The 16553-nt window shown below is 68.8% G+C and carries 16 protein-coding genes and 1 tRNA gene; 13 read left to right on the top strand and 4 right to left on the bottom strand.

Features of this window, described 5'->3' with window-relative positions:
* The first annotated feature begins 318 nt into the window (after window positions 1-318).
* On the top strand, window positions 319-678 hold the full coding sequence (locus Q8R27_RS13175; RefSeq protein ID WP_305699444.1) for a hypothetical protein: 360 nt from the start codon (window positions 319-321) through the stop codon (window positions 676-678).
* Window positions 679-685: 7 nt separating this feature from the next.
* Here Q8R27_RS13175 and Q8R27_RS13170 read toward each other — a convergent pair whose 3' ends face one another.
* Window positions 686-2158, bottom strand: coding sequence for a glycosyltransferase family 39 protein (locus Q8R27_RS13170; RefSeq protein WP_305699443.1), 1473 nt, complete (start codon window positions 2156-2158; stop codon window positions 686-688).
* A 208-nt stretch (window positions 2159-2366) separates the two neighbouring features.
* Here Q8R27_RS13170 and Q8R27_RS13165 point away from each other — a divergent pair, with 208 nt between their 5' ends.
* The 4 genes from Q8R27_RS13165 to Q8R27_RS13150 all read left to right on the top strand — a co-directional run bounded on the left by Q8R27_RS13165 (window position 2367) and on the right by Q8R27_RS13150 (window position 5700).
* Window positions 2367-3092, top strand: coding sequence for a nitroreductase (locus tag Q8R27_RS13165; protein ID WP_305699442.1), 726 nt, complete (start codon window positions 2367-2369; stop codon window positions 3090-3092).
* A gap of 167 nt (window positions 3093-3259) precedes the next feature.
* Window positions 3260-3865, top strand: coding sequence for a hypothetical protein (locus tag Q8R27_RS13160; RefSeq protein WP_305699441.1), 606 nt, complete (start codon window positions 3260-3262; stop codon window positions 3863-3865).
* A 75-nt stretch (window positions 3866-3940) separates the two neighbouring features.
* A complete protein-coding gene (locus Q8R27_RS13155; RefSeq protein WP_305699440.1) occupies window positions 3941-5218 on the top strand; it encodes an SDR family oxidoreductase in 1278 nt (425 codons plus the stop codon).
* On the top strand, window positions 5218-5700 hold the full coding sequence (locus Q8R27_RS13150) for a DUF2269 domain-containing protein (RefSeq protein WP_305699439.1): 483 nt from the start codon (window positions 5218-5220) through the stop codon (window positions 5698-5700). The genes Q8R27_RS13155 and Q8R27_RS13150 overlap by 1 nt, the downstream gene beginning before the upstream one ends.
* Here Q8R27_RS13150 and Q8R27_RS13145 read toward each other — a convergent pair.
* Window positions 5693-6328: a papain-like cysteine protease family protein gene (locus Q8R27_RS13145; protein ID WP_305699438.1), complete on the bottom strand. Its 636-nt coding sequence runs from the start codon at window positions 6326-6328 to the stop codon at window positions 5693-5695. The two genes, Q8R27_RS13150 and Q8R27_RS13145, sit on opposite strands and share 8 nt — an antisense overlap.
* Before the next feature lie 166 nt (window positions 6329-6494).
* Between Q8R27_RS13145 and Q8R27_RS13140 the strand changes: the two genes are divergently transcribed.
* Window positions 6495-7253 (top strand): hypothetical protein, encoded by a 759-nt coding sequence (locus tag Q8R27_RS13140; protein WP_305699437.1) that lies wholly within the window; start codon window positions 6495-6497, stop codon window positions 7251-7253.
* A 53-nt stretch (window positions 7254-7306) separates the two neighbouring features.
* Here the strand turns inward: Q8R27_RS13140 and Q8R27_RS13135 are convergent, their stop codons facing one another.
* Window positions 7307-7954, bottom strand: coding sequence for a hypothetical protein (locus Q8R27_RS13135; RefSeq protein ID WP_305699436.1), 648 nt, complete (start codon window positions 7952-7954; stop codon window positions 7307-7309).
* A gap of 109 nt (window positions 7955-8063) precedes the next feature.
* Between Q8R27_RS13135 and Q8R27_RS13130 the strand changes: the two genes are divergently transcribed.
* Window positions 8064-8762: a hypothetical protein gene (locus tag Q8R27_RS13130; RefSeq protein WP_305699435.1), complete on the top strand. Its 699-nt coding sequence runs from the start codon at window positions 8064-8066 to the stop codon at window positions 8760-8762.
* A 107-nt stretch (window positions 8763-8869) separates the two neighbouring features.
* The gene (locus Q8R27_RS13125) at window positions 8870-9472 is read left to right on the top strand and encodes a hypothetical protein (protein ID WP_305699434.1); all 603 of its coding nucleotides are present in this window, start codon (window positions 8870-8872) and stop codon (window positions 9470-9472) included.
* A 48-nt stretch (window positions 9473-9520) separates the two neighbouring features.
* Here the strand turns inward: Q8R27_RS13125 and Q8R27_RS13120 are convergent.
* Window positions 9521-9595: transfer RNA gene (locus Q8R27_RS13120), tRNA-Val, on the bottom strand.
* 160 nt (window positions 9596-9755) lie between these two features.
* On the opposite strand from Q8R27_RS13120, the gene glmU reads away from it, so the two are divergent.
* The 5 genes from glmU (at window position 9756) to Q8R27_RS13095 (ending at window position 16205) form a co-directional block, all read left to right on the top strand.
* Entirely contained in the window at window positions 9756-11135 is a 1380-nt protein-coding gene (gene glmU / locus Q8R27_RS13115) for a bifunctional UDP-N-acetylglucosamine diphosphorylase/glucosamine-1-phosphate N-acetyltransferase GlmU (protein ID WP_305699433.1), read from the top strand.
* A complete protein-coding gene (gene rpiA, locus Q8R27_RS13110; RefSeq protein ID WP_305699432.1) occupies window positions 11132-11815 on the top strand; it encodes a ribose-5-phosphate isomerase RpiA in 684 nt (227 codons plus the stop codon). The genes glmU and rpiA overlap by 4 nt, the downstream gene beginning before the upstream one ends.
* A gap of 43 nt (window positions 11816-11858) precedes the next feature.
* A complete protein-coding gene (gene gor, locus Q8R27_RS13105; protein ID WP_305699431.1) occupies window positions 11859-13241 on the top strand; it encodes a glutathione-disulfide reductase in 1383 nt (460 codons plus the stop codon).
* A 91-nt stretch (window positions 13242-13332) separates the two neighbouring features.
* Window positions 13333-14712, top strand: coding sequence for a class II 3-deoxy-7-phosphoheptulonate synthase (locus tag Q8R27_RS13100; RefSeq protein ID WP_305699430.1), 1380 nt, complete (start codon window positions 13333-13335; stop codon window positions 14710-14712).
* A gap of 95 nt (window positions 14713-14807) precedes the next feature.
* Window positions 14808-16205: an MATE family efflux transporter gene (locus tag Q8R27_RS13095; protein ID WP_371134701.1), complete on the top strand. Its 1398-nt coding sequence runs from the start codon at window positions 14808-14810 to the stop codon at window positions 16203-16205.
* Window positions 16206-16553: the final 348 nt, after the last annotated feature.

The following is a 16553-nucleotide window of genomic DNA, read 5'->3' as shown; positions in this document are numbered from 1 at the left end:
CGCTTCGAGCCAAGCTACCATCGCCTGCGCCAAGGTCGAACGTGACACAGCCAGGGTTGTTCCTTTTCAGGCCCCTGCGTCGCTGCGTCTCACCTGAGAGGCGAGAGGGTGCGCCCAAGAGCCTTCTGGCGCGCGCCTGCCGAGGGAAAGCGCGGTGTTTGCGTCGACTTTCTCCTGCGGTGGGCCTATCAGGCTCGCGCAGTGGTGATCCCGCCGCGGCGCCGGCGGCCAATCTTTCGCCAAAGTCGCACGGGTATCGGTAGGTCCAAGGCCCCCGCTGCGGGCCGGCTTGCGTGTTGTTCAGGCTGAGAGATTGCGTTGTCCACGATCGAATTCGCCGGCAAGTCCGGATCCCGTTATCGCTACACCACGCTGGAGGAGGATCGCTTCCTGCCGCCGGCTGGCGCGAACTTCGTCATAGCCCAGCTCGCCTCGGACGGCGCGACGGTGGTCATGGCGGGGGAGACCGATAACCTGTCGGCTCGCGTCTGGCGCGACCGTCTGGAGGAGGCGCGCAGCCGCTTTGGCGAGGTTCACGTGCTGACGCGCCTGAACGTCCGCAGCGCGGTGCGCCGCGAAGAGCTCGAGGATATGATCAGCGGGCATCAGCCGCCGATGAACGAGACCGGGCGGTCCGCCGGAGGCTCCGCCTCGGAAGGCGACCGCGCGGCGTCCTAGCGTCGCCTCAAGTCCCAGGGCGCGGCAGACAGGCGATCGTTCCGCGCACGCCATCCCCATAGCTGACGCACGACCAACGCGGGTCGACCCTGTCGATGGCGGGCGCAAATGCGCTCGCCGCGGAGGGAAGGCGGCGATTGTAGACCCAGATGATCCCCGGCTTGCGTCCGCTCGCGGCGGCGAGGATCTGCGTGTTCGGGTCGTGGCGGGGATCGACCCTGAACGGTCGAACCGCGATGTCGGCTCCAGCGCGTGCGAAGAAGAAGCCGCCGACGCGCGCCAGCGATGAGGGCGCGATCACGGGCGCGGCCGAGTGGTCCCAGACGAACACTACGTCGCGCGCACCCCCGGCCATGAGCAGCTCGGACGCCGCCTCGAATCCGTAGGCGCTGCGCGCGGTCAGCACGGCCTTGATCTGCGCCGGAGGCGGCAGGATCGCCAGATAGAGGCCGATGAGCGCCAAATAGACCAGATGCGCGCGCTTCGAGGCGCGCGCGCACAAGACCACTCCCAGCAGCACCGCGGGCGCACAGGCGAACAGATAGCGGCCGGTGAGCGAGGGCGTGGCGACGCCTGACAGCAACGCCAGGGCCAGGGCGGCAAGTCCTGAGGTGGCGGCCAGCAGCAGGTTGCGGCTAGGCGCAGGGGCTTCGTCCGACCCGTCCACGCGCAGCAGTCGCGGCGTCAACCAGCCCAGGCCGACGACCAGGGCGATGGCGACCAAGAAGGCCGCCGCCTCGGGTCCCACGGTGGCTGCGGCCAGCGGCAGCGCCGTGTCCCAGCCGACGGCGGCGTGCCAGTCGACGTCGGGGCTGACGTATTGCCTCAGCCGTGGAGCGTGATGGGCGAGCCAGGCGAGGGCGGGGGTGAAGGCCAGCGCTGCGGGCCAGGTGCGCAGCGCCCGGTCGCGATGCAGGCCGAGGTAGATCACGCCCTGGGTCAAGGCGATGAACACCGCATAGTAGTGGGTGAGCACCGCGCACGCGCCCACAGCGGCCCAGGCCCAGGCGCGGGCTTGGCTCGGTCGCGCCAGCAGGCGGATGAACAGGGCGCACTGCAGGGCGCTCAGCGCCAGGACCAGCGCATAGCATCGGGCGTCCAGCAGGGTCGCGAACCCACCCCACCAAGCGAACATCAGCAGGGCCCAGGTCAGCCTGGCCTCACGCGTCAGACCATCGATGCGGATCGCGAGAGGGACAGCGGCGGCGGCGGCCACGGCGATCAGGCTGGGCGCGCGCAGGGCGATGTCCGAGACGCCGAACACCGATGTCCACAGGCGCATGACCACGTAGTAAAGCGGCGCGTTCACATCGAGGTAGGCCTCACGCCAGAACGTGCGCCAGTCGGGCGTCGAAGCGATCGCCCCGGTCCAGGTCTCGTCCCACCAGAGCGGGAGGCCCTGGATCAGCCAGACGCGCTCGAACGCCAGAGCAGCGAGGGCCAGCGATGCGGCCACGACCAGGATGTGGCGTGCGCGCATCGCGCGAACGCCTCTCGCCCGGGCGTCGCTGGCCGTCATCTCCACGGGCGCGCTTCCTCCTGTGACCTCGCATTTCTAATGACCGGACAAGGTGAAGATTTTCGTCCTCGCCCGCTCTCGGGCCTGGACCGACGGCATTGACGCGGCCAAGCGCTCGCGTAACTGACAGGCCGCTAATCGCGGCGGCGCGCCACAGTGGGAATTGATCATGGACGTTGATGTGAAGGATCCCGCGCGGGACGAACTGACGGCGCCGGTCGGGAGCGCGCGGGTGCTGGACGCCCTGCTAGCGCAGCGTTTCACATGCCGCGGCTATCGTTCCGAACAGGTCCCGCAGGGGACCATTGAGTCGATCCTTCGCACCGCACAGCGCACCGCATCGTGGTGCAACGTCCAACCGTGGAAGCTGGTGATCACCCGCGGCGAAGGGACCGAGCGGTTTCGCGAGGCGCTGGTCGAGCACAACGCCGCCGCGCCGCCGCACGACTCCGACATGGCGTTCCCGGGCGAGTACAAGGACGTCTATCAGCAGCGTCGCCGGGTCTCGGGCTTCCAGCTCTACGAGGCGGTCGGCGTGGCCCGTGGCGACCGCGAGGCGTCCGCGCGTCAGGCGGCGCTGAACTACAGCTTCTTCGGCGCGCCGCACGTGGCGATCGTCACCACGCCGCGCGATCTCGGGGTCTATGGCGCGGTCGATTGCGGGGGCTATGTCGCAAACCTGATGTCGGCGGCGCACGCGCACGGGGTGGCGACGACGCCGCAGGGCGCCATCGCCCGGCACTCCGGCTTCATCCGCGACTACTTCCAGATCCCTGACGACCGCATGGTGGTCTGCGGCGTCGCCTTCGGCTTCGCCGACCACGATCACGTCGCCAACAGCTACCGCACCTTCCGCGCCGACCTCGACCAGGTGGTGGAGTTCGCCGACGCCTGAGCCGATCCGCTGGCGCCAAGGCGCATGCGTCAGCTCGGTTGAATGTTGTTCGTGCTCATGCGCTTAGCCTGGCGTCGCCGACTGGAACCTCATTGCGCACGCCGAAATTCGGCGCGTAAGCTGCAGCTTGGCCCGGACGGGGTCGGCGAAGCTTCCGAGGCGAGATGATGGGCCTGAAATCTTGGATCGTCCTGGCGGCCGGCGTCGCGACGCTGACGGCCGGGTCGGCGCAGGCGCAGTGCGCGGGCGGCCCCAACTTCGACGCCTGCATGGCCAACACCCTGGCGCAGGCGCAGGCGCGAAACACCGCCGGGCAACAACAGATTTGGCAGAACTACCTGCGCACCTACGGCCCGTGGCTGCGGCAACGCTACAGCGTCTACCGCGGGCCGATGACCTTCGACCAGTTCGCCTACTGGAATCTGATGACGGCGAATGGGACCAACGTCGCCGGCGCCATGCAGGCGCAGCGCGATCAGTTCCGCGGCAATCAGGAAGCCTACGCGACCGTCCAGCAGGGCAACGACGCCTACCGGCAGGGCATGTACGACAACAGCGCCCGCACCAGCCGATCGGCCGAGAACTACAGCCAAGGCGCGATCCGCGGCAACAGCGCCCAGATCGATCCCAACACCGGCCAGACAACCTGGCTGCCCTACGCCCAGCCCTACAACCAGCCGTTCATGTCGGGCGGCCAAACCTACTATCAGGACCAGAACGGCTACTATCAATGGAACGGCTATGGCTGGACCCGCATGCAGTCTCGGCGATAGCAGCAGATCTCTGAGCTCTTGCCTGGCGCCGAGCTGACTTCGCAGCGGGATTCTGAGCCGCCGGGATGCGTCCTCGTGGTCGGCGGCTACGGACTGATCGGCTCCTACGTGACCGCGCGCCTGCTCGCCGGCGGCTATGCGGTGCGCGGTCTGGGGCGCGACGTCGCCGCCGCCCGCCGCCGGGTCCCGGCCGCGCAGTGGCTGCAGCTGGACCTGCGGCTCGCCACCGCTGGGGACTGGGCCCGGGCCCTCGAAAACGTGCAGGCGGTGGTCAATTGCGCCGGCGCCTTGCAGGACGGTCCGCGCGACGATCTCGCCGCCGTGCATGTGGCGGCGGTGGAGGGGTTGGTTCAGGCCTGTTCCGCCGCGGGCGTGATGCGGTTGGTGCACATCTCCGCCGCCGGCGTGGCCGCCGGGCGGCCCACGGCTTTCAACGCTACCAAGCTCGCCGGGGAAGCGGTGGTCGAAGCCAGCAGGCTTGACTGGGTAATCCTGCGGCCGGGCCTGGTGCTGGCGCCCGCGGCCTACGGGGGGACCAGCCTGCTGCGCGGCCTGGCGGCGTTTCCGGGCTTCGCGCCCATCATCTATCCGGACAGCGTCGTCCAGGTGGTCAGCGCGTTCGACGTGGGCGAGGCCTGCGTCACCGCCATGCGGCCCGGCGCGCCCGCCCGGATGCGCGTAGACCTCGTTCATCCAGACAGCGTGCGATTGGCGGACCTTGTGGGCGCGCTGCGGGGTTGGCTGGGCGTTGCGCCCGGACCGATCGCGAGGTTTCCGCCGTTCGCGGCGCGCGCCGCCGCGCTGGCGGCCGACGCCATCGCTCTCCTCGGCTGGCGCAGTCCGATGCGCACGGCGGCGCTGGAGCAATTGCGCCTCGGCGTCATGGGGGAGGGGGGCGACGCTGCGCGGCTGGGGCTTGAGCTGCGGTCGATGGCGCAGATGTTGGCCGCGTGGCCCAGCGGCGTGCAGGAACGTTGGTTCGCAAGGCTCTATTTCGCCAAGCCCCTGATCCTGGTGACGCTGGCGGCCTTCTGGCTGGCCTCCGGGATTATCGGGCTCACGGTCAGCCGCGGGGCTGCCGTGGCGCTGCTCTCACCGCCGATGTCTGAACCTCTCGCGCAAGCGGCGGTCATCGGAGGTTCGCTGATCGACGTCGCCCTTGGGCTCGGGCTCTGCGTGCGACGATGGGCGGGGCGGGCGCTGGTGGGCATGTTGCTGGTCAGCGCCGGCTATGTGATCGGCGCCGTCCTGGTCCGACCAGACCTTTGGGCCGATCCGTTAGGGCCGATGTTGAAGACCTTGCCCGCCGCGCTGCTGGCGCTCGCGGCGCTTGCTATGCTGGACGAGCGCTGATGGATCCATACTTGCTGCTGAAAGCCGTCCATGTGATCGGCGCGACGGTGATCCTGGGGACTGGCGCCGGGATCGCGTTCTTCATGCTTATGGCGCATCGCACGGGCGATCCCGCGCTCATCGCCCACACCGCGGGCGTCGTCGTGCTGGCGGACGCCCTGTTCACCACGACGGCCGTGATCGCGCAGCCGATCACTGGCGCGCTGCTGGCCAGGCAGGGCGGCTTCGCGCTGTTCGAGGGCTGGATCGGCCTGAGCCTGATCCTCTATGTCGTCACAGGGGTCTGCTGGCTGCCGGTGGTGTGGATCCAGCTTCGCCTGCGCGAACTGGCCCGCGCCGCGGTCGCCGCCGGCGCGCCGCTGCCCGCAGCCTACCATCGCCTGTTCCGCCTTTGGTTGTTGCTCGGGTTTCCGGCCTTCGCGGCGGTCTTGGGAATCGTGTGGCTGATGGTCGCCAAGCCGGCTCTATCAGCCGTCAGTTGACGACGATCGCCGCCTTCCAGGCCTGGGCGAACTGTCGATAGGGCACAGGCTGGGTGTAGAGGGCCATGGGATCGTTGATGTGCACCAGCGGCTCCCAGCCGTAGGGCGTCTGCTGGAACGACATGCCGCGCGCCACCACTACGTGCCCGCCGCCCTGGCCCGTGACGCCGATGATCACCGCGTGACCCATGGCGAGGGTGCGGTAGAGCGTCAGCGGGTCGGTTGGTGGCGCGGACGTGGAGGTGCGTCCGCCGAACTGGCTGATCAGGCCCTGGATCTGCGGGATCGAGCCGGTGCGCACGCACTGCGGATTTGCGCCATTGCAGCAGAATTCGGGGGGTGCGCCGTTGGCCACCGCCACCAGGGCGCATTGCGGCGGCGTCGCTTCCGGCCCGCGCGAGGCCATGATGATCTGCTGGGCCACCGCCGCCCAGCACCACACGCCGGTCTCCTGGCGCAGGTCGCGGATCGGCAGGTCGACCGTCGGCAGCGGGCGGTCGAACATGCCGTTGGCGTCCACCCGGGCCTGCGCCGGAGCCGGCGTGTCGGCTGGCGGGCTGCACGCCGCCAGCCACAGGACGGCGGCGATCAGCGCCGTCCGCGTCCATTCGACTATTGCGCCGCGCATCATAGCCCTCTCACCCGCCGCAGCTTCGGGGATTTGGGCGTCTCGCCCAAGCGGATTCCCGCGTCGCGCGCCGCGACTTGCCGACCCGTCGCAGCGGCATATGGTGAAGCGTGGATGCGGTTCGGCGAACGCCGTCGCCGCGTGGGGTGATGAAGGGGGCAAGCCGATGGGACGGATCGTCTTGGGCGTGGCCGCATGCGCGATGATGGGCCTGACGGCGTGTGATCAGGCGGGGCAGGGCAAGCAGTCCGGGCCTGCGCCCTACAACAACGGCGCGAACGGCTGGCCGGGCGCACAGGGAAACGGCCAGCCCCCGATGGCCCAAAACCAGGGGCCGCAAGGCTACCCCCAGCAAGGCGCCTATCCGCAACTGCCGCAGGGGTATCCGCTCCAGCAGGGACCTTACCCGCCTCAGGGGCCGCAGGACTTCAGCGCGCAGCAGCCGCAGAACCAGCAGGCCAACGCAGGCTATAATCAACAGCCGCCCTATCCGCCTCAGGGTCCCCAAGGCTATCCGCAAGGGCCCGCGCCTCAGGGCCCTGCGCCCCAAGGGCCCGGCGGCCTGCGAGTGGCCGGCCCGCCGCCTGGCATGGAGGCGATGCCGACGCCGGCTGGTCACGTATTCACCACCCAGCTCAACGGGTCGCCTCAGGCCTCAAAGCTGGTGCAGGCGGTATTGCAGGGAACGCAGAGCTACTTCGACGGCCCGTCGCGCATCCTGAACACCCAGACCGACCCCAGCGAGCGGATGAGCCGCGTCGATTTCTCCAACACCCTGCATGGTCAGCCGGTGATGGGCATGATCGGGGTGATGGGCGACGGCCGGAACGCCGGCGTCGCCTATCTGCTGTTCGACAGCGCCGATCGTGTGCAGCAGACCATGCCGATGATGATGGCTGCGACCCAGCGCCGTCCAGGCGGATAGGGCGGCCACAGGACGCTGGCGGGGACGGTCCAGTCGCTAAGCGCTCCGCGCGCTCAGACCGGCGTCGGCGATGCGAGCTGCCGGCGGCGGCCGCTGCGCACCATGCCCCAGATCGTGCGAATGTTGATCGCGCACACCCCCGCAAACACCAGGCCGCCCAGCACCTCGCCCCAATGGTCGCCCGCGCCCAGCCGCAAGCCTTCGACGGCCACGGCGATCCCGAAGGCGGCGCCGGCGAGGCAGACGATCAGCGCGCCCAGCCAGACCGCCCACACCAAGCCCGGCGCGCCCTCGAAGAAGCGGGCCTGAGGATTGGCCTCGGCGGTCCGCGCGATCAGCGCCTTGACGAAGGGCTCGAACGTCGCCGCCCGATCCTCGAATGCGCCGAGGCTCTGATAGTGGGTGCTGATCAACTTCAGCGTCCTGGTCCCATGAGCCTGGACGACGCACTGCCGGAAGCTGGGCGTCAGTTGGGCGCCCCCCATCAGGGGCAGGGTGACCCTGGGCATGTCGAAGACGCGCACCTGGAAAATCTGCGCCAATGGAACCGCGCCGGCCCCCTTCGCTGACGTCCATTCCAACGCCTGGTCGCTCAGACGCCAGGCGGTCTCGCTCGCGGCCATCGAGTAGCGGCCGGTAAAGGTCAACGTGTCCATCGGCGCCCCCGCCGCCGCGCCGCCGTCAGCGCCGGACTGGAGCATCGCATGCGTCCTCGCAGAGCGCCAACACGGCCACGCTTCGCCTTTTGACCGCACCGGCTTGTCACCGGAAAGGGCTCGACCCACAGTGCGCGCGTCGCGGGGGCGCACGATGTCGCAGGAACAGTCGGATACTATCGAACTGCGGCGCTCGGCGATGGAGCGTTACCTGCCGGTGGCTGGCGGCCTGATCATGCTGGTCCCGACCGCCTTCCTGCTCATCGTCGCCATTGGCGTGGTGCGCGAATCGCCCGCGGTCGGCCTGTTCATCCTGGTGATCGCAGTGCTCATGGTGCTGCTGACCCTGGTGGTGGCGATCGAGGCCCGCGACCGCTGGCGCACGCGCATTCGCATCGTCGGCGGGGAAGTCACCCTTAGTCTGCCCCGTTACCTGGAGCGGCCGCCGCTGGAGCGCGCCGTGCCGCTCGCTGATCTCGCGGCGGTCGACTGGCGCGAGGAGGTGTTCCGCAGCATCGGCCTGTCGGCGATGCATCAGGCCTACGCGCTCGCGCTGAACGACGGAACGCGTCTGGTGATGGGCGGCGACAAGCAGATGGCCGGCAGCTTCTATGCCGAGGCCGCCAGGACGATCGCCGAACGCGCCGGCGTGCCCATCCGCCAGCTCGGCATGTTCGACGGCCACGGCGGGGTGATGCAGGTCACCGGCATGAGGGCCCCGGACTGGGCGTCTCAGCCTCTGGACGCCGCCAGCGCCGCCAAGCGCCGTCGCGCCGTGGACATGACCTACCGGGCCATGTGGGCGGTGATCGTGCTGGCCATCGTGCTGCGCCTGCTGGTGGAGTTCATCTGAGCGAGTGCGAATGCGTCCAGCCGCTGTTCAAGCCCCGCGTCGAGCGAATTGCGTTTGCGATCATCGACGACCGGTGTTCTCTGACCGCATCGCTGGGAGCGGGATCGATGAGCGTCAAGACCACCGTTGAGAAAGTCAAAGCCGCCTGGAATGGCCTGACGCCGAAAAAGAAAATCGCCGTCTGCGTCGGCGGCGCGCTGCTGCTGGCCATCGGAGCTGCGAACCAGAACGAAGGCGCCCAGAACCACCAGGCCTTCAATGGGCGATACGGGCCCTATGCGCCGGGCGATCCAAATGCGCCGTACGGCCCGAATGGCCCTAGCGGTCCCGGCGGACCCTACGCCAGCGGCCCGATGCAGGGACAAGCCTATCAGGGCGGGCCCTACCAGAGCGGCCCGCAAGGCGCACCGTATCAAGGCGCGTACCAGGGCGGCGGCGCCCCGCAAGGTCAGGTCGCGGCGAGCGGCGGCGACGGGGCGGACATGAACGGCTATTGGGCCCGGCAGCGTTCGCAAGACCAGCAGCACCAGGCCTTCACCGGCTACATCAACGACACAACGACCGTGCGTGATGCGGGCGACGGCACGGTCTACAGCAATGTCGACAACGCCGCCGCCGATCCGCTGATCGCCAGCGGCGCGGCCACTGCCGTCGCCACCTCCGACCTGCCCACCAGCTACGACTCGTCGGCCTCCGCACCTTCCGAATAGGCGCGTATTTCAGGGACGGGGGAGGCCCGGCGTAACCGGGAGTGTGGATGGTGGATGCGACAGGGATTGAACCTGTGACCCCCTCGGTGTGAACGAGGTGCTCTCCCGCTGAGCTACGCATCCGCCGGGTCGCGAGGCTGGCTCGCGAAGGGTTGGGCCTATAGCTCGACGCCCGGCGCGGGGCAAGGCGCAAGGCGGTGCGGCGCACGCGATTCGAAACCGCTCGCCGTTTCGGCTAAACGCCGCGAAGATCGCATCGCCTCTTCGACTCGTAAGGCCCGCCATGCCGCACAGCGCCGTCCCGTCCTCCCAGCCGCCCCGGCCGCGCGCCGCCGTGATCATGGCCGCCGGCCAGGGGACGCGGATGAAGTCGCCGACGCCGAAGGTGCTGCACAAGGTGGGCGGGCGCACGCTGATCGACCATGTGATCGACACCGTCGAGCAGGCCGGATGTGAGCGCATTGTCGTGGTGACCGGCGCGAGCGGTCAGGTGCGTGATCACGTCGCCCGCCGGCTAGGCGAAGCCGCCATCGCTGTGCAGGACCAGCCGCTGGGCACGGCGCATGCGGTGTTGGCGGCGAAGGAGCGGCTGGCCGATTTCGACGGCGAGGTGCTGGTGATCAACGGCGACTGCCCTCTGGTCGAGCCCGAGCATCTGGCGCCGCTGTTTGGCCTGCTGGCCGAAGGCGCGGGCATAGCGCTGGTGGGGTTCGAGCCGCGCGACCAGTTGCTGTACGGGCGGCTGATCCAGGGCGCCGACGGACACGTGATCCGCATCGTCGAGCCGCGCGAGGCGAAACCCGAAGAAGCCCTGGTGAAGACCTGCAACGCGGGCATGTACGCCGCCGATCACGGGCGGCTGTTCGGCTGGCTGGCGCGCGTGGACGACAACAACGCCAAGCGCGAATTCTACCTCACCGACATCGTCAAGCTGGCCGTCGCCGAAGATGTGCTGGTGCGCGCCAGCATGGCGCCGGAGAGCGCGGTGATGGGATGCGACACCCAGGCTCAGCTCTCCGCGGCCGAAGCGATCTTCCAGCAGCGTCGGCGCGCGCACTTCCTGGCCGAAGGGGTGGCGATGCCCGCGCCGGAGAGCGTGCACTTCAGCTGGGACACCCAGATCGCGCCTGGCGCGGGCGTCGAACAGTTCGTGGTGTTCTCCACAGGCGTAGTGGTCGAGACCGGCGCGCAGATCCGCGCCTTCAGTCATCTGGAGGCCGCGCGGGTGCGGGAAGGCGCCATCGTCGGCCCCTACGCCAGGCTGCGCCCCGGCGCGGACATCGGCGAGCAGGCCCACGTGGGCAACTTCGTCGAGGTGAAGAACGTGGCGCTGGGCAAGGGCGCCAAGGCCAACCATCTGGCCTACCTGGGCGACGGGTCGGTGGGGGCGGGGGCGAACATTGGCGCCGGCGTGATCTTCTGCAACTACGACGGCTACGGCAAATACCAGACCCATGTGGGCGCGGGGGCGTTCATCGGCTCGGACAGTGCGCTGGTGGCGCCGGTCACGGTGGGTGAGGGGGCCTATGTGGGGACCGGCTCGGTGATCACCGATGACGTGTCGCCAGACGCCCTGGCGCTCGCCCGCGGCCGTCAGGTCGAGAAGCCCGGATGGGCCGCCGCCTTCCGCGCCAGCCGCATCGCGGCGAAGGCCAAGTCGTGAGCGCGGACGAGGAGAAGCGCGCCGCCGGCGAGGCCGCAGCGGGCCTGGTCGAGGCGGGCATGGCGGTCGGCCTAGGCACCGGCTCGACTGCGGCCTGGTTCGTGCGCGCCCTGGCCGAGCGGAAGCTGGACGTGCGCTGCGTGCCGACTTCGCAGGCGACGGCGGATCTGGCGACGTCGCTCGGCCTGAGGTTGGCCGAACTCGGCGAGGTGTCGCGCCTGGACCTGACCGTGGACGGCGCCGACGAGATCGGGCCTGGGCTGGCGCTGATCAAGGGCGGCGGCGCGGCCCTGCTGCGCGAGAAACTGGTCTGGGAGGCCTCCGCCCGCTGCGTGGTGATCGCCGACACGGCCAAGCAGGTGGCGGTGCTGGGCGCCTTCCCGCTGCCGATCGAGGTGGTGGCGTTCGGGCATGCGACCACCGCATTGCGGATCTGCGACGCGCTGGTCAGTTGCGACATCGGCGTCGCGCCGCGTCTGCGCATGAAGGACGGCCAGGCGGTGCGCACCGACAACGGCAACCTTATCTATGACGCGGCCTGCGGGCGGATCGAGCACCCGGCGACCCTGGCCGACGCGTTGAAGAGCGTTACCGGGGTGGTGGACCACGGCCTGTTCCTCGATCTCGCCGACCAGGCCCTGGTGGGCACGCCCAAGGGCGTGCTGACCCTCGAACCTTGAGGCCGCGCGCCCGTCCGGCGCGCCATGAAGCACGGAGCTGTCGGTGGCCAAGTACGACTACGACCTGTTTGTGATCGGCGCAGGCTCGGGCGGCGTGCGCGCCGCCAGGCTGGCGGCCATGTCCGGCGCGCGTGTCGGCGTGGCGGAGGAACATCGCGTCGGAGGCACCTGCGTGATCCGCGGCTGTGTGCCAAAGAAGTTCATGGTTTATGCCTCGGAGTTCGCGCATCACTTCAAGATCGCTGAGAGTTACGGTTGGAGCGTTGGCGAGAGCCGTTTCGATTGGCCCGCGTTCATCGCCGACAAGGACAAGGAGATCGCCCGGCTGTCGGGGATCTACGTCACCAACCTGCAGAACGCCGGCGCGGAGCTGGTCCACGCCAAGGCGCGGCTGACCGACGCCCACACCGTCGCGCTGGAAGGCCATGACCAGGTCACCGCCGACAAGATCCTGATCGCCACCGGCGGGCGGCCCTGGTCGCCGCTTGAGCTCCCCGGGCTGGAGCATACGATCTCGTCGAACGAGGCCTTCCACCTGCCGCAGCTCCCCAAGCGCATCGTGATCGCTGGCGGCGGTTATATCGCGGTCGAGTTCGCAGGCATCTTCAACGGGTTGGGCGTCGATACGACGCTGGTCCACCGGGGTCCGAACCTGCTGCGCGGCTTTGACGACAACGTCCGCGCCCACGCTGCCGAAGAGATGGAGAAGCGCGGGATCAAGATCGTGCTGGGCTGTCAGCACGCCCGCGTCGAGAAGACCGCGTCCGGTCTGGTCAGCCACATGGTCAGCGGCCAGGCGCTGGAGAGCGACGTGGTGATGTTCGCGCTCGGCCGCGAGCCCTATGTCGAAGGTCTGGGCCTGGAGGCCGCTGGCGTGGCGGTGAACGCCAAGGGCGCCATCGCCGTCGACGACTATTCGCGCACCAATATCGAGAACATCTGGGCGGTGGGCGACGTCACCGACCGCATCAACCTGACGCCCGTGGCGATCCGCGAGGGTGCGGCATTCGCCGAGACGGTGTTCAACGACCGGCCCACGCGCTTCGACCACGACATGGTGGCCTCGGCGGTGTTCTCGCAGCCGCCGATCGGCTCTGTCGGTATGAGCGAGGCCGATGCACGCCATGCGCTGGGCAAGGTGGACATCTACCTGTCGCGCTTCCGGCCGATGAAATACACGTTCGCCGGCGCCGACGAGCGCTGCCTGATCAAGTTGGTGGTGGAGGCGTCCAGTCAGAAGATCGTCGGCTGCCACATGGTCGGTCCCGACGCGCCGGAAATCATCCAGATGGCCGCCGTGGCGATCAAGATGGGCGTCACCAAGAGCCAGTGGGATAGCACCTGCGCCGTGCACCCGACGCTGGCCGAAGAGCTGGTCACCATGCGCGAGAAGTTCGTGCCGACTGGACTAGGCGCGGCCGCCTGACGCGAGGCGGCTCGCTTTTCGCACGCATATCGGCTTAGAAGGCGCGGTTTTCGCCCGCCGCGAGGGTGCGTGCGGGTGCGGAGTGAGACGAATGACCAAGCAGTGGACGCCGGACTCCTGGAGGGCCAAGCCCGGCAAGCACATGCCGGAGGACTATCCGGACGCGGGCGCGCTGGCTCAGGTTGAACAGACCTTGCGCGGCATGCCGCCGCTGGTGTTCGCCGGCGAGGCGCGCCAGCTGACCCACATGCTGGGCGAAGTAGCGGCGGGCCGCGCGTTCCTGCTGCAGGGCGGCGACTGCGCCGAGAGCTTCAAGGAATTCCACGCCGACAACATCCGTGACACCTTCCGGCTGATCCTGCAGATGGCGGTGGTGCTGACCTTCGCCGGCGGCAAGCCAGTGGTGAAGGTGGGCCGCATGGCCGGCCAGTTCGCCAAGCCGCGCTCCTCGGCCACCGAAACGATCGGCGGGGTGACCCTGCCGTCGTATCGGGGAGACAACATCAACGCCATGGAGTTCACCGAGGACGGCCGCCGGCCCGATCCGGAACGCCTGCTGAAGGCCTATGGCCAGTCGGCTTCGACGCTGAACCTGCTGCGCGCCTTCGCCGGCGGCGGCTACGCCGACCTCTACAACATCCACCGCTGGACGTTGGGCTTCGTCGACGACAGCCCGCAAGGCGCGCGCTATCGCGAACTGTCGGAGAAGATCACCGAGGCCCTGACGTTCATGGCCGCCATCGGGGTGACGCCGGAGAGCCAGCCCGGCCTGCACCGGGTGGAGTTCTTCACCGCCCACGAGGCTCTGCTGCTGGGCTTCGAGGAGGCCATGACCCGCGTCGATTCCACGTCGGGCGACTGGTACGACACCTCCGCCCACCTGTTGTGGATCGGCGAACGCACCCGCCAGCTCGACGGGGCGCACGTGGAGTTCTTTCGCGGCATCAAGAACCCGATCGGTCTGAAGTGCGGCCCGACGCTGGAGGGCGACGAACTCCTGCGGCTGGTCGACGCGCTGAACCCCGACAATATCCCCGGCCGCCTGACCCTTTATGGACGTTTCGGTTCCGACAAGATCGCCGACCGACTGCCCGGCCTGATGCAGGCGACTAAGCGCGAGGGGCGTAACGTGGTCTGGGCCATCGACCCTATGCACGGCAACACGCTGACCGCCGCCAACGGCTACAAGACCCGGCCGTTCGATCGCATCCTGTCGGAGGTGAAGAGCTTCGTTGAGATCGCCAAGGCGGAGGGCGTGCATCCCGGCGGCGTGCACCTGGAGATGACCGGGCAGAACGTCACCGAATGCGTCGGCGGCGCGCGTGCGCTCACCGAGGGCGACCTGGCCGACCGCTACCACACCCACTGCGATCCCCGCCTGAACGGCGAGCAGGCGCTGGAACTAGCCTTCCTGGTCGCCGAGAAGCTCAAGGAAGAGCGCGTCGAGATGGTCCGCCACGCCGCGATCTGAGGCCGGACGGCGAACAGCGCAGTTCGGTGTTTTTTGCGTGAAATTCCCCGTCCAGGTCTGTATTCCTGCGGTCTGGATGGGGTTCGGTATAAAAAATAACGCAAAGTTCGACCGAAACTAAGCCTTCGACGCATTTCCTGCAGCCCGGTGAGCCGATCCGCCCGACGGATGTGCGAGGCGAACTGGCGGCCTTGTGGACCCTGGCCTGGCCAGTGGTCATGGCGCGGCTGGGCATCATGGTCATGGGTCTGGCCGACGCGGTGGTGGTCGGCCGCTATTCCGCGCGCGAGCTTGGCTATCATGCCCTGGCCTGGGCCCCCGCCTCGGTGGCCCTGACGGTCGCCGTCGGCCTGCTGATGGGCGTTCAGGTGATGACCGCGCGCGCGATCGGCGAAGGTCGGCGGGTTGAGGCCGGCGCTGTGCTTCGCCGTGGCGTCGTCTACGCCTTCTGGATCGGCATGGCGTCGACCGTGATCATTGTCGTCGGCGCACCACCCGGCCTGCGCGCCATTGGCTTGGAGCCCGATCTCGCCGAGGGCGCGAGCCGGGCCGCCGTCGTCTTCAGCTATTCGCTCACCACCTACATCGTCTCGTGCGCCTTCTCGTTCTGGCTGGAGGCGCTGGCCAGGCCGATGGCGTCCATGGCGACCATGTGGCTCGCCAATGTCGTCAATGTCATCCTGCTGCTCTGGCTGGTGCCGGGCACGTCCGGGCTGCCGGTTGTCGGCGCGGTGGCGGCCGCCTGGGCGACGTTCGGCGCCCGCGCCGTGCTGCTGATATCGCTGATGGTCTATGTCGCCCTCCTGCCCGAGGCGCGCGAGCTCGGCGTGTTCCGCCGCGCGCCGCGCGAACGCGGGCTGGAGCGCGAGCAGCGGCGGATCGGCTACGGCGGCGGCGCCTCGAATTTCTTCGAGGTCTCGTCTTTCGCCTCGCTGAACGTCATCGCCGGCTGGGTCGGCACCTTGTCGGTCGCCGCATGGGCGGTCGTGCTGAATGTGATCGGCGTGGTGTTCATGGTGCCGCTGGGCCTGGCCACGGCGGTGGCGGTCCTGGTCGGCAACGCCTATGGCGCGCGTGACCGCCCGGGCGTGCTGCGCGCGGCCTACGTGGGCTTTGCGGTCACGGCCGCGTTCGGCGTCGCGGTGTCGCTCGTAGTGTTGCCGTTCGCGAGCCTGCTAGTGTCGGGCTACACCACCGACCTGGCGGTCATCGCGATGGCGGCGCCAGCGTTGGCGCTATGCAGCCTGTTCTTCCTGGCGGACGGCGTGCAGGTCGTGGTCGCGCACGCTTTGCGGGCGCGCGGCGACGTGCTGATGCCGGCGATCACCCACATGGCGAGCTACATCCTGATCATGATGCCGCTGGCCTGGTGGCTGACAATCCCCGCGGGGTTCGGCCTGATCGGCATGGTGTGGGCGGTGATCATCGCCAGCTTCATCGCGGCCGGCCTGCTGCTGGGACGCTTCTGGATGCTGGCCCCGAAGCCGCTCTGACCTCCACGCAGCACGTGCCGATGAACGTCGGGACCAGAGCTGCGCTGGCTGAGGTCGTGAACATCTATTTGTTCTTGATTTGTTCTTGCCAACCATGGCAGCGTTCGTTTGCGCGACGCCTCTATCGGGCGCGGCATCCCAGCCACCGCAAAGGCGATCCAATGCCGCGTGGACGATCTCTTTCCGGCCTACCGAACGTCGAGCTCATGTCTCCGCAGGAACTCCAGTCGCTACAGCGCTATCGAAGGCGGTCGGGTGTGGGCCCCTTCGCGCGAAGCATCGCGGGCAAGGTCTGGAACGCTCCCAACACCGCACTCGGCCTGGCGTATGGGCTTACGGGGCATTTGG

The organism is Phenylobacterium sp. (assembly GCF_030697305.1).
Classification (GTDB): domain Bacteria; phylum Pseudomonadota; class Alphaproteobacteria; order Caulobacterales; family Caulobacteraceae; genus Phenylobacterium.
The sequence above is the reverse complement of the archived record's forward strand: the minus strand, read 5'-3'. Positions and strand labels throughout refer to the sequence as shown.